10 protein-coding genes are annotated in these 12,918 nt (G+C 63.9%); 1 reads left to right on the plus strand and 9 read right to left on the minus strand.

Going from position 1 to position 12,918, the window contains the following annotated elements; translation table 11 throughout:
* Positions 1–25: 25 nt before the first annotated feature.
* From GCT13_RS22410 to GCT13_RS22445, 8 genes are all read right to left on the minus strand, one after another.
* Positions 26–1,474 (minus strand): spinster family MFS transporter, encoded by a 1,449-nt coding sequence (locus GCT13_RS22410; protein WP_152761746.1) that lies wholly within the window; start codon positions 1,472–1,474, stop codon positions 26–28.
* 508 nt (positions 1,475–1,982) lie between these two features.
* Positions 1,983–2,849, minus strand: a complete 867-nt coding sequence (locus GCT13_RS22415; protein ID WP_152761749.1) for an alpha/beta fold hydrolase — start codon at positions 2,847–2,849, stop codon at positions 1,983–1,985.
* Between the two features lie 16 nt (positions 2,850–2,865).
* Positions 2,866–4,119, minus strand: coding sequence for a 3-(3-hydroxy-phenyl)propionate transporter MhpT (gene mhpT, locus GCT13_RS22420; RefSeq protein ID WP_152761751.1), 1,254 nt, complete (start codon positions 4,117–4,119; stop codon positions 2,866–2,868).
* Between the two features lie 75 nt (positions 4,120–4,194).
* Complete coding sequence (gene dmpG / locus GCT13_RS22425; RefSeq protein ID WP_152761753.1) at positions 4,195–5,220, minus strand: 4-hydroxy-2-oxovalerate aldolase; 1,026 nt, start codon at positions 5,218–5,220, stop codon at positions 4,195–4,197.
* 13 nt (positions 5,221–5,233) lie between these two features.
* On the minus strand, positions 5,234–6,196 hold the full coding sequence (locus tag GCT13_RS22430; RefSeq protein WP_152761755.1) for an acetaldehyde dehydrogenase (acetylating): 963 nt from the start codon (positions 6,194–6,196) through the stop codon (positions 5,234–5,236).
* 17 nt (positions 6,197–6,213) lie between these two features.
* Entirely contained in the window at positions 6,214–6,999 is a 786-nt protein-coding gene (mhpD, locus tag GCT13_RS22435; protein ID WP_152761757.1) for a 2-keto-4-pentenoate hydratase, read from the minus strand.
* A 23-nt stretch (positions 7,000–7,022) separates the two neighbouring features.
* Entirely contained in the window at positions 7,023–8,018 is a 996-nt protein-coding gene (locus GCT13_RS22440) for a 3-carboxyethylcatechol 2,3-dioxygenase (protein ID WP_152761759.1), read from the minus strand.
* A 1-nt stretch (position 8,019) separates the two neighbouring features.
* Positions 8,020–9,867: a bifunctional 3-(3-hydroxy-phenyl)propionate/3-hydroxycinnamic acid hydroxylase gene (locus tag GCT13_RS22445; RefSeq protein ID WP_152761761.1), complete on the minus strand. Its 1,848-nt coding sequence runs from the start codon at positions 9,865–9,867 to the stop codon at positions 8,020–8,022.
* Positions 9,868–10,076: 209 nt separating this feature from the next.
* On the opposite strand from GCT13_RS22445, the gene GCT13_RS22450 reads away from it, so the two are divergent.
* Positions 10,077–10,892, plus strand: a complete 816-nt coding sequence (locus tag GCT13_RS22450; RefSeq protein ID WP_321574541.1) for a DNA-binding transcriptional regulator — start codon at positions 10,077–10,079, stop codon at positions 10,890–10,892.
* A gap of 255 nt (positions 10,893–11,147) precedes the next feature.
* On the opposite strand, the gene GCT13_RS22455 is transcribed toward GCT13_RS22450, so the two are convergent.
* A complete protein-coding gene (locus tag GCT13_RS22455) occupies positions 11,148–12,401 on the minus strand; it encodes a serine hydrolase domain-containing protein (protein WP_152761763.1) in 1,254 nt (417 codons plus the stop codon).
* Positions 12,402–12,918 lie beyond the last annotated feature (517 nt).

Below are 12,918 nucleotides of genomic sequence, written 5' to 3' on the forward strand. Positions count from 1 at the left end.
GACGATCTCCTCCATGTATTGCGGGCTACACGGCCCGCTTTATTGACGCGTTGGTGCCATCGGCTGCTGCCGGCTTGGAACTGCTGTTGCGAGACAGGTGACGCGAGGCAAGGAAGTAATGCACGGACGACCACATGAGCGCGACGCTGACGGCGAGCATTGCGTAGCGCACGCCGTACGCCGATGCGTCGTGGCAGGCGGCCGCGAAAGGCCCGTGAACCTGCGCAGCCGGCCCATGCCCGCCATGTGCGCCGCCCGCCGCGCACACCTGGCTGAACTGGCCCTGCGTGAAAAGACGCGCGGCGAAACGGTCGCTGAGCAGGCCGACGGTTGCCGGGCCGAGTCCCTGGCCGACCAGATTCATGACCAGGAATACGCAGGCCGATGCCGTGGCGCGCATGCGCGGCTCGACGATGCTGTGCACGACCGCGAAGGTCGGACCGTTCCACATGCTCAGCATCACCGTAGCGACGAAGATCAGCGCCACTGCGACGGGCCACTGCCCCAGCATGAAGGCGGTCGCGACGAGCGGGAAACCGATCGCCGTGCCGAGCGCGGGTATCCATGCATACCAGCGGCGGTTCTTCGCACCCGCCCAGTCGGCGGCCACGCCGCCTAGCGTGTTGCCGAGAATGCCGCCCACGCCGATCACGAGGCCGAAGATCAGGCCAGCCTGCGCATAGCCGAGTCCAAAGACGCGCGTCAGATAGACGGGGATGAACAGGTTGACCCCGTACTGCGCGAACGCTCCGATCACGGTGCCGAGCAGCATCTGCACGAACGCGCGGCTCCCGAACAGGACGGCGAGCACTTCGCGCAGCGGTGGCACGCTCGCGGCGAATTGCGCGCCGCCCTCTTCTGCGCCGCCCCGCCGCGGCTCGCGCAGCGTGACCCAGGCGAGCAGGCCGAATACGAGCCCCGGCAGGCCGACCACGTAAAACACCGGACGCCAGCCCATGTGCTGCACCATCCAGCCGCCGCCGAGCGCGCCAACCAGCACGCCGAGCGGCGGCCCCAGCGCGTAGATCGACAGCGCGCTCGCGCGGCGGCGCGGCCCGAACTGGTCGGAGATCAGCGAATGCGCGGTGGGCGTGCTGCCCGCCTCGCCGATACCGACGCCAAGCCGGTAGATCAGCAGCTGCCAGTACGCGCCCGCCGTGCCGCACAGCGTCGTCATCACCGACCACGCGCCGATCGACAGCGCGATCAGCACGACGCGATTGAAGCGCTCCGCGAGACGCGCAATCGGCAGCCCGAGCAGCGAATAGAAAATCGAGAACGCCAGCCCGTTCAGCAGGCCGAGCTGCAAATCGCTGAGGTTCATCTCGACCTTCATCGCCTGCCCGACGACCGCGACGATGATCCGGTCGATGAAGCTCGATGCGTAGATCAGGACCAGTACCAGCAAAAACCAGCGGCGATACCAGCCGGTTGCCGGGCTGGCTTCCACGTTCTGGGCTGTCAGTTCCTTCATTCGTGGTGTCTCCGGGATGAGCTTCGAGTCGCGAACGATTCGCCATTTGTATGCCACGAAGCGTGTTGTGGAATTTTTTAAGGATTCTCTAGCATAATTTGGGGGTGTGCAAGGACAACTCACGGCAAATGCATCATCGTTTTCACCTAAGCGAGCTGGCATGCGAAATCAGGCGGAATTCGGTGAACGAAACAAAGCCGCGGCGATGCGGGTCGCGCGCGAAAGGTCGCGTGAATAGCGTTTGCGAGTGGAAGGCTGGAAGCTGGAACGGCAGCAGCGGATAGGCCTCGCAGCACGTCTTTTGCACAGGCGTGCATGCGCTCCATTGCGGCTGCGTTGCGTGAGCGTGAGCGCCGTCCTGTACGTGCAGAACGGGCGATGTGGAGCCGGAGGCAGAACGGCCTCCGGCAAGTTGCTGGTCGCGTTGGTACCGTGTTTTGCCGCTTGTTGCCGCAGCCGCAGAAGTCAATGCAACGATTGCTCTGCGCCTGGCGTTACGTCTCGTGCATCAGTGCTGAAAGAAGTCCAGCACCATGCGATTGAACTTCTCCGCATGTTCCCACTGCACCCAGTGGCCGCAGCGGTTGAAGATATGAAACTCCGCATTCTGCAGGCCCCAGACCAGACGCAGGCCTACATCGAACGGCACGAAGCGATCATCGCGGCCCCAGATGATGAGCGTCGGCGCGGCGATTTCGCCGAGGCGCGGACCGTAATCCGTGAACTGCTTCGGATTGGCGGCGAGGCTCTTGACCCAGTTATCGAGGTGATCGCGCCGTGCCAGGATATTGGCCAGGCGGGTCTTCATCAGGTCTTCGGTCAGCGAGCTCGGGTCGTACACGAAGACGTCGAGCATGCGTTTGAGGTTCTCCAGCGTCGGTTCGCGATAGACCAGGTTCAGCAGCTTGATGCCTTCCGTCGGCATCGGCACGAACTGGCTCGGGCCGCCTGTGCCGCCGCCCATCAGGATCAGCTTGCCGACGCGCTCCGGGTACGACAGCGCAAACGCGACTGCGCTATGTCCGCCCATCGAGTTGCCGACGATATGCACGCGCTCGATCCCGAGCACGTCGAGCACGCGCTTCAGGACACGCCCGTTCAGATCCGAACGCGAGCCCGTATTGAGCACTGCATCGCTCTTGCCGAAACCAGGGCAGTCCAGCAGGATCACGCGATAGCCGGCCGCCACGAGCGGCTCGATGTTACGGTTGAAGTTCGCCCAGCCGCTCGCGCCAGGACCCGAGCCGTGCAGCATCACGACGGTTTCCTTGCCCTCGCCGATGTCGTTGTAGTGCAGACGCAGCTCCGAGCCATCTTCCATCACGCTCACGAACTTGCTGGTCGCGGCTTCGCTTTGTACTTGCGTCGTAGTCATATCGGATTCCTTCGATTCAGATTGATTCGGTACTCACAGCGCCGGACGCGATGAGCGTCTCGCGCGGAAACTTCGCGACCACCACGAGCGCGCCGAGCGCCGCGATCGCGATCAACGGAATGCTCGCGGCGACGAGCATCGACGGGCTTTGTCCGATCGCGAACAGTTGCCCTGCGATCAGCGGACCGACGATCGAGCCCAGGCGTCCCACGGCGACGGCGGCACCCACGCCGGTGCCGCGCACCTGTGTCGGATACGCGTTGCCGGCGAGCGCATACAGCACCGACTGTCCGCCGACCAGGAAAAGCCCCGCGAGCAGCCCGCCGCATGCCATCGACACGCTGCCCGTCGCCCCCGCGAGCGCCGCCAACGCGGCCGCGATGCCGACGTACATGCCCATCACGGTCGGCTTCTTGCCGATGCGGTCCATCAGCCCCGCGATCACGATTGCGCCAATGCCCCCGCCGATGTTGAACATCATCTGCACGACGCCCGCCTGGACTCGCGTGAGGCCACGAGCGATCACCATCGACGGCAGCCAGTTGATCAGGAAGTACAGCACGATCAGCGTGCCGAGATAGCTGATCCACAGCGCGAACGTCGTGCTCGCGCGGCCCTCTTTCCACAGCGCCTGCGCGACGCTCGACGACGCTGCGCGATGCGCGTTCTGGCCGAGCGCGACGAAGTGCGTCGACTCCTTCATGAAGCAAGCTAGCAGCGGCAAGGTCAGCAACGGCCCGACGCCGCCGACATAGAAGATATGCCGCCAGCCATCGTCGCCGGGACTGACGATGCCGATCACGGCCGCGAGCGCCGCGCCGAACGGCATGCCGCAGTACATCGCGCCAACGGCCGTGCTGCGATGATCGGGATGCGCCGCTTCGGCGCACAGCGCGATCAGGTTCGGCATTGCCGCGCCGAGCCCGAGGCCAGTGAGAAAGCGCGCGGCAAGCAGGCTGTTCAGGTCCCAGACCTGCGTCGTCACAATCGAAAAGATGCCGAACAACGCGACGGACAGCATCAACACGCGCTTGCGCCCGATACGGTCCGCGAGCCTTCCGCCGATGGCCGCGCCCGGCAGCAGTCCGAGCGCGCCGATGCTGAACGCCCAGCCAAGCTGCGCGACGGCGAGATGGAATTCGCGCGCCATGCGCGGCGCGGCAATGCCCGTCGATTGCAGGTCGAGCCCTTCCAGCAGCGCGACCGCGAGGCAGAGGCCGATCGTGAGCGCGCCGCTCGTGCGCGTGGGCAGATTCGTTGACGCTTTCATCCATGTCTCCAATTGTGAATCGAGCGGCGTTTCTGGTGACGCCTTGCTCCGCTTCGTTTCGCGCGAAAACAGCGCTTAGGATTGCGCTTCGGGTTCGCGCTTCTTCAGATCGAGCGCGACGTCGACGATCATGTCCTCCTGGCCGCCGACCATGCGGCGCTTGCCCAGTTCGACAAGAATGTCGACGGTCTTCAACCCATACTTTTTCGCGGCGATTTCCGAATGGCGCAAGAAGCTCGAATAGACGCCCGCATAACCGAGCGCGAGCGTTTCGCGATCCACGCGCACAGGGCGGTCCTGCAACGGACGCACGATATCGTCGGCGGCATCCATCAGCGTGTAGAGGTCGGTGCCGTGGTTCCAGCCGAGACGCTCGGCCGCCGCGATGAACACTTCGAGCGGCGCATTGCCCGCACCCGCGCCCATGCCCGCAAGACTCGCGTCGATGCGCTCGCATCCCTCTTCGACGGCAACGATCGAATTCGCGACGCCCAGGCTCAGGTTGTGATGCGCGTGCATGCCCGTTTGCGTCTCCGGTTTCAGAGCACCTTTGATCGCACGGAAACGATCGCGCACGTCGCTCATGTTCAGCGCGCCGCCCGAATCGACCACGTACACACAGTTCGCGCCGTAGCTTTCCATCTTCTTCGCTTCGATCGCGAGGTTCTCCGGCGTCGTCATATGGCTCATCATCAGAAAGCCGACCGTGTCCATGCCGAGCTCGCGCGCGTATTCGATATGCTGCTTCGAGATGTCTGCTTCCGTGCAATGCGTCGCGATGCGCACGACGCGCGCGCCGGCGTCATACGCGGCCTTCAGATCGTGAATCGTGCCGATGCCGGGCAGCAGCAGCGTCGCGATCTGCGCGTGCTTCACGACGTCGGCGACGGCTTCGATCCATTCGAGATCGCTGTGCGCGCCAAAGCCATAGTTGAAGCTCGATCCTTGCAGACCGTCGCCGTGTGCGACCTCGATGCTGTCGACCTTCGCATCATCCAGCGCGCGAGCGATCCGCTGCACGTCGTCGATCGAATACTGATGACGGATCGCGTGCATGCCGTCGCGCAGCGTGACGTCGGAGATATAGAGTTTCTTGCTCATATGTGTGTGCTCCTCAGGCCTCTGCATTCACGAGCGCGGCGGAACTCATGGCCATGCGCTCGGCCGTCGCGAGCGCGGCGGAAGTCATGATGTCGAGATTGCCCGCATAGGCGGGAAGGTAATGCGCGGCGCCCTCCACTTCGATGAAGATCGACGTCTTCAAGCCGCTGAAACGGCCAAGGCCCGGAAGGTTGAGCGGCGCATCGGCGGGAATGTCGTCGAACTGCACTTTCTGCTTCAGGCGATAGCCGGGCACGTACGCGTTCACGGAGGCCGCCATCTGTTCGACGGACGCTTCGATCTGCGCGCGGTCCGCCGCTTCCGACAGCACGTAGACAGTGTCGCGCATCATCAGCGGCGGCTCGGCGGGATTCAGCACGATGATCGCCTTGCCCTTGCCTGCGCCGCCGACAGCCTCGATGGCCTTCGATGTGGTTTCGGTGAACTCGTCGATATTCGCGCGCGTGCCCGGGCCCGCCGACTTGCTGCTGATCGATGCGACGATTTCCGCGTAATGCACCTTCGCGACGCGCGACACGGCCGCGACCATCGGAATCGTCGCCTGGCCGCCGCACGTGACCATGTTCACGTTCGGCGCATCGAGATGCGCGTCGAGATTGACGACGGGCACGCAGTACGGACCGATCGCGGCGGGTGTCAGGTCGATCATGCGGATGCCGGGCTTGAGCTTGCGCAGGAACGCATCGTTCTTCACGTGCGCGCCCGCCGACGTCGCGTCAAACACGAAGTCGATCTCATCGAAAACGGGCAGCCGCGCCAGCCCTTCGACGCCTTCATGCGTGGTCGCAACGCCCAGGCGCGCGGCGCGCGCGAGGCCATCGGATGCGGGATCGATGCCGACCATCGCCGCCATCTCAAGATGCTGCGCGTGGCGCATGATCTTGATCATCAGGTCCGTGCCGATGTTGCCCGAGCCGATGATCGCGGCCTTGCGTCTGGATTTGTCGATTGCCATCTGTGTCTCCGTATGAATCAGGCGAACGCGGCGCGCACGCTGCCGAGTCCTTCTATCTGCACTGTGTACGTGCCAGGCTGCTTGACGGCCGCCATCGGGCCGAGCGCGCCCGTGAGCACGACGTCGCCCGCGCGCAGCGGCGTGCCGAGCTGAACCATGCGGTCCGCGAGCCATGCCGCCGCGTTGAGCGGATTGCCGAGGCACGCCGAGCCGTTGCCGCGCGACAGCACTTCGCCGTCTTGCGCGAGCGTCATCGCGCAGGCCGTCAGGTCGACGTCGCGCAACGGCACGGGCCGGCTGCCAAGCACGAAGAGCGCACTCGATGCGTTGTCCGCGACGGTATCGACGAAGCGGATGTCCCAATTCTGCACGCGGCTGTCGACCACTTCGATCGCGGCGAGCGCATAGGCCGTCGCGCCGATCAGGTCCGCGAACGTGTGCCTGTCCGCCGTCAGATCGCGCTCCAGCACGAGCGCGATTTCCGCTTCCACTTTTGGCTGAATGAGCGTCGAGAGCGGCATCGGCTGGTTGTCGCCATACGCCATCGACGCGAACAGCGTGCCGAAGTCCGGCTGATCGACGCCCAACTGTTGCTGCACGGCGAGCGACGTCAGCCCGATCTTTCTGCCGACGATGCGCTCGCCGCTCGCGCAGCGCAGATCGACATTCGCTTGCTGGACCGCGTAAGCGAAAGCGGCATCGTCGGCCGCGATTTCCGTGCGCACGGGCGCAACGGGTTGACGCGACGCTTCCGCTTCGCGCAGACGCGCGGCGATCGACTGAGCGGCTTTTTGGTTCACCATGGGGAGTCTCCTGTTATCTGTTGTCATGCAGTCGCGGGCGTCGTGGCGATCGACACATGCCGCGCCGCGTGCTGATCGTCGAGCGAGTGTGCGTGCATCGCGCCGAAGCCCGCGATCCACTCGGGAATCGCGCGGTAATAATCGATCGATGCTTCATACGGTCCGCACGCCGCGAGCGCGCCGAATGCCGCGACCCACGTGCGGATCTCATGTGCGGACTTGCCGCCTTCGCGTGTGATCGCATCGTTGGTGAAGCCGTCTGCTGCCGCGACTTCGCCGCTCTTGAGCAGATCGAGGAACACGCGGTCCCACGCGGGATTGAGGGCATGCAGATGGCTGTCGCCCGCTGTGAAGGCCTTCGCGGCGGCGACCGTGCGAGCCTGGCGCGCATCGCGCGATTCACGTGACGGATTGCGTCCGGCGATCAGGCGTTCAGCGACTACGGCGTCCGCGCCTGCGATCTCCGGCACGGGCGGCTCATGCGAAATGCCGCCCGAACCGATCAGCAGCACGCGCCTGTCCATGTGCGCGACGAAGCGGCCGATCGCCTCGCCTAAGAGCCGCGCGCGCCGGCATGAAGCCATCGGCGGCGCGACCGAGTTGATGAACACGGGCACGACGGGATAACGATCGATGCCGCCCGTCAGCACGTCGAGCGCCTGCGCGCAGCCGTGATCGACCTGCATCCGGTACGACACGGCGATGTCGATATCGCTCATCAACGCGGCGTCCGCGAGCGCGAGCGCTGCTTTGCGCGCAACGGGCAGCGGGCCGGCGGGACTGTTGAAATCGCCGATCGCAGTCGCGTTCACGCCGATGCAGAACTGCGGCATCACGTCATAGAAGAAGCCGTTGTAATGGTCCGGCGCGAACACGATCACGAGTTCGGGATCGAACGCGGCGACCCGCTCGCGCGCCGCGCGCTGCACGCGCTCCACTTCGGCGACGACTTCAGGCGCGGGATCGAAGTAGCCGTGCAGCGGCGTGTGCGACATGCATTCGAGTTGAATCTTCGTCATGTCACGCTCCCGCTGCGATGGATTCGCGCGCCGGCAGCGCGTCTTCCGGCAGCGCGTGCTCATCGCTTTCGCATTTCGCAGCGACACCGGACCACGACAGCTTGTCGGCGAGCCGCACGACGTGTTCGGACACGCGCTGCGGCGAGCACATCCCCGCGACGAAGCGATCGGGCCGCAACAGCACGACGGATTCCGGCACGCGCGCAAACCAGTCCTTCATGCGTCCGTCGATATCGCCGATCGCGATCACGCCGTCGGGCACGTCGTCATGAAACTTCAGTTGCGGATCGGGCTTCGCGATCACGAAGCAGCCGCCAATCGATATCCAGATGCGGCGCGCTTCGGGCGTCAGGCCGAAAGTCGGGTCCGCGCCCCAGCCGACCATCGCGAAACGGTTGCCGATCGCATCGTCGAAACGCACGATGCTGCCGTCTTCGAGCCGCACGAGCGGCTGGATGAACATGCGGCCGATGGGCGTCGCCGCGGAAGGATCGCGCCCATGCACGACGCGTCCAATGAACGACTCGCGCTTCTCGCTCATCAGGCCGAGCAGACGCCCCGGCGCGGAATGTCCGGCTTTGGCGAGCACGCGTGCGAGCCATCCATCGCGGCGTTTGCGGCTGTTCGTCAGCACGACGCCTTCTTCGTAGCGCGGCATCGGCTTGAAGCGCATTTCGACGAAATAGCGCTTGACGGAAGGCAGCACGTTGAACGTGCTCACGAAAGCGTCGCGCGCTTTCATGCCGAAGCGGCTCGTCGGCGCGAAGATATCGCCGGCCACTTCCGAAAGATGGATCATCGAGCGCGCATGCGCGCGGCGCTCCATCGTGTACGTATCGAGCAGCGTGTCGCGCGCTTGCCCTTTCACCACCATCGCGAGCTTCCAGCCGAGGTTGCTCGCGTCACGGATGCCGCTGTTGTAGCCCTGCCCTTGCCACACAGGCATGATGTGCGCGGCGTCGCCCGCGAGAAGGACGCGGTTCATGCGGAACGTGCTCGCGAGGCGCGCATTGTGTGTGTAGACGCGCTTGCGGATGTAGTCGACCTTGTCGGGCTCGGCGACCACGTTGCGCATCAGCGCCGCCATGTTCTCCGGCTTCGACAGATCTTCTTCCGTTTCACCCGGCATCACCATGAACTCGAAACGACGGATGCCATGCGGCAGCGCCGCCGACACATAAGGCCGCTTCTCATCGCAATGCAGATAGATGTGCGGCGAGCCGATAGGATCGTTGCGCACGTCGATCACGATCCACTGATTCGGCTTCGTGCGTCCTTCGAACGGCACGTTCAGCATGCGCCGCACGAAGCTGTTGCCGCCGTCCGCGCCGACCGTCCACGCGGCACGGATCGTCCTTTTCTCGCCGTTCGACGCGGTGGCTTCGATCGTCACGCCTTCGTCGTCCTGCGCGAAGCTGTCGACGGCATGGCCGAGCAGCGTCTGTACATGCTCGAAGCGTTTCAACCCGCCGTACAGGATCTGGTCCGCGAGCGGTTGAATGAAGGCGTTGCGGCGCGGCCAGCCGAATTCGTCGGTGCGCGGCTCGATCGACGCGAAGCATTCGCCCTTCAGCGTGAAGCGCATCCAGTGATTGGGCGTCGTATGCGGCAGCAGTTCGTCGGCGAGACCGACCGACTGGAACACGCGCAGCGCTTCATCGTCGAGGCCGATCGCGCGCGGATAATCGATGATCTGCTCGAGCTTTTCGATGATGACGACGCGCACGCCCTGCAAGCCAAGCAGGTTGCCGATCATCAGACCGACGGGGCCTGCGCCGATGATCGCGACGTCGGTTTCAATGAGGTGAGCGCGACCGTTACCGGCCGCCGTATCGAAGGCGGAACTCATGACTGTCTCCATCCATGGATGGTGTTGAATGTTCTTGCGCACCGTCGTGCATGACGGACTGCGGGACTGCGAGGAACGGCATCGGCGGGTGTGCCGCGTTGCCCGTTCAGGTTTTGATGGCAGTCTATGGGCCGCCCCGCGATGCCCTCAACAAAATCTCGAAAATGTGCATAGAATGCACATTGCTGAATTAAAAGGTGATTTTTGTCGTGACGACGTACACGAACGTGAGGGGACTGGCACGCGGGCTACAGGTGCTGAGGGCGCTGAACGCGATGGAAAACGGCCGCGCGACGAGCCAGCAGATTGCGGACATCACGGGCCTGCACCGCACCACAGTGCGCCGCCTGCTCGAAACGCTGATGGAAGAAGGCTTCGTGCGCCGAAGCAATTCCGACGACAGCTTTAGGCTGACACTCGCCGTGCGCGCGTTGAGCGAAGGCTTCACGGATACCGAACGGATCGCGACCGTCGCGCCGCCGATCATGGGTCAGTTGCTGCAACGCGTCGCGTGGCCTTCGGACCTCACGACACCCGATGGCGACGCGATGATCATCCGCGAGACGACGCATCGCTTTAGCCAACTGTCGTTTCATCGCGCGATGGTCGGGCGGCGTCTGCCGATTCTTCTGACGGCAGCGGGACGCGTGTACTTCGCGATGTGCCCCGATGAGGAGCGCGAGGATATTCTCGACTTGCTGCGCTCGGGCGCGGGCGGAGAGGAACAGCAGGCGCTCGCGAAAAACGATGCGCTCGTGCGGAGTCTCGTCAAGCGCGTACGCGATGACGGCTTCGGTTCGAATCATGGAGACTGGGCAGCGCAGGCGAAGATCAGCGCCGTCGCGGTGGCGATCGTGTCGCACGAGCGCGTGCTCGCGAGCCTGAATGTCGTGTTTCTGTCGCGCGCGTTGAGCCTCGCGGACGCCACGCGGCGTTATGTGCCTGAGTTGCAGAAGGCAGCCGCCGAGATGGTGGCGGCGCTCGATGCCGTCGAGCACCAGTCGCGTGGCGGTGATGCTGCGTAACGGCGGCATGCGGCGAGGTTGAGAAACGATCGTAGCCGGGGGCAAACATAGCTGGTACCGACCCGGCGTGGTCCCTCGACGTCAATCACTCTGCGAGACTCCTTCTTGAGTGCAACGGCCATTGGCCATTGCATTGCGATGGCTGGTCAGCGTGGTCAGGGCGCGCCACATGCTGGTCCATAAAATACCGAAAGCCCTTGGGAACAAGTCCTTGCACTCATCAAGCCCTTGCGCCAGCCGGCCGCTTCGCTTCAGCTAAGGCCGCCCCTCGCTCTGTACTTCTGTTGCCTTGCTGAGTTCTCCAATGAGGATCTGCGCGATGGAGTTTGCGGGCGCGCGGCCGTCGGGCGCCGCAGCCGTCGTCGCCCATACGACGATCGTCGTTTTCGATGCCGGATCGTAGCCCATGAACGTATTGAATCCGGGAATTTCGCCCGTGTGCCCGTAAAACGTGCCGAATTTGGCAAGGCCGAGGCAGTAACTGGCGGCCATCGGGTCTGACGGCTGGACCGACCGGCAACTGGCGAGCCTTTGTGCCTGCAAATCGGCGTTCAGATAGCCGCCGCCGACCATCCGTTGCACGTATGCCGCCAGCTCGTTCACGGTCGAGATGCCCGAGCCGGCGGTCCAGGCCCAGGATGTGCTCACGCCCGTCACATCGGTGGGTTGCAGCGTCCCGTTCTTCGCGGCCGCCTGACGTTCAGGGGATAGCTCCTCGCTGTTGGCCGTCTCGACATTGGTGCCCCACTGGTAGCCATGCGGCGCCGGCGCGGGCAGCGATGTATTGTCCTGCGGCGGAAGAAACGTATCCGTCAAGCCGAGCGGCGTGAAAAGACGCGCCTTCATTGCGTCTGCCGCGCTCATCCCGGTTAGCCGCTCGATGACGAGTCCGAGCAACACCGTGTTCGTGTTGGAATAGCGATAATCCGCCCCTGGCGCGAAATACACCGGCTGACCAAACGCGATGTTCAGCAGTTCCGTGGTGGTCCACACTTTGTTTGGCTGCGAATCGAGCGTCTGATTGAACGCGAGACTGGTCGAATAGTTGTAGAGGCCGCTGCGCATCGTCAGCAACTGCTCGATCGTGATCTGGTCGCCGTTGGGCACGTTCGAGATGTATTTGCTGATGGGGTCGCTCAGACTTAGCTTCCCTTCCTGCACGAGTTGCAGAATCACCGTGCCAGTCCAGGTTTTCGTCACGCTGCCGACGCGAAAGTGGGCGGTCGTCGGTATCGGTGTGTTCGTGCCTCGCACTGCCGTTCCGAATGATTCGAGCCAGTCGCCGTTTGGCGACTGCACGTACACGACGGCACCCGACGTCATCGTGTCTGCGAGCAAGGCGTTGATCTGCGGGCGCGCTGCGGTAGCGAATGCCGGCTCGCTCGATGCTGACGTGCCGCCACCACCGCAACCCGGAACCGTCACGCCAATTGCAGTTGCCAGTACAACCGCATACAAGCCACGCGAAGCCACACGCGCTGAGTACGCAACAAAGCGGGAAGTTGCCATGGTCTTTCCCTTCATGATCCTGACGCCATGTCGTGATGACGGGTACAGCATCACTGGATACAGGCTGCTTCACGAGCGCGCTCAATCCGAAAATGGGCAACCTCAGGAGACCGCGCTGCACGTCGGCTCTTCGTGCTATCGCTTTCGTTCTTCTTTCCGTGCGTGCTGAACAACTATAGGACGTGGATTGCGAATCAGGCATGCAATTTACGGAAGCAGGAATCAGCTGACCCGCTCGGCGTCCTCCCTTTGCAGCAGAAACTTAAGTTGGCTTCATTACATGAGCATTCGCATGCGCAAAGGGGCTTCCATTCAGTTACCTTTATGGCTTGGTGGTTCCGTTCACGAACCGGTCAACCAACTTCTGCGGCTGCCCGGCGCAGCGTGCCGTCCCGGCGTGCGCGCTCGGCTACGCACGGCTCGCTCAAAGCGCCCGCGCGCGCAGTCTTCGACCGGGGCGAACGAACAAGGCCGGCCGGTACGCGATTTTTTCGACGCCGCCTGTCCGTCAGCGTGC

The organism is Paraburkholderia franconis (genome assembly GCF_009362735.1).
In the GTDB taxonomy this organism is placed as follows: Bacteria; Pseudomonadota; Gammaproteobacteria; order Burkholderiales; family Burkholderiaceae; genus Paraburkholderia; species Paraburkholderia franconis.

Excerpts from the sequence above, each read along its gene's own strand:
- GCT13_RS22440 (WP_152761759.1), bottom strand. The coding sequence starts at position 8,018 with ATGACGAAGATTCAACTCGAATGCATGTCGCACACGCCGCTGCACGGC.
- dmpG (WP_152761753.1), bottom strand. The coding sequence starts at position 5,220 with ATGAGCAAGAAACTCTATATCTCCGACGTCACGCTGCGCGACGGCATG.
- mhpD (WP_152761757.1), bottom strand. The coding sequence starts at position 6,999 with ATGGTGAACCAAAAAGCCGCTCAGTCGATCGCCGCGCGTCTGCGCGAA.
- GCT13_RS22455 (WP_152761763.1), bottom strand. The coding sequence starts at position 12,401 with ATGGCAACTTCCCGCTTTGTTGCGTACTCAGCGCGTGTGGCTTCGCGT.
- mhpT (WP_152761751.1), bottom strand. The coding sequence starts at position 4,119 with ATGAAAGCGTCAACGAATCTGCCCACGCGCACGAGCGGCGCGCTCACG.
- GCT13_RS22445 (WP_152761761.1), bottom strand. The coding sequence starts at position 9,867 with ATGAGTTCCGCCTTCGATACGGCGGCCGGTAACGGTCGCGCTCACCTC.
- GCT13_RS22410 (WP_152761746.1), bottom strand. The coding sequence starts at position 1,474 with ATGAAGGAACTGACAGCCCAGAACGTGGAAGCCAGCCCGGCAACCGGC.
- GCT13_RS22430 (WP_152761755.1), bottom strand. The coding sequence starts at position 6,196 with ATGGCAATCGACAAATCCAGACGCAAGGCCGCGATCATCGGCTCGGGC.
- GCT13_RS22415 (WP_152761749.1), bottom strand. The coding sequence starts at position 2,849 with ATGACTACGACGCAAGTACAAAGCGAAGCCGCGACCAGCAAGTTCGTG.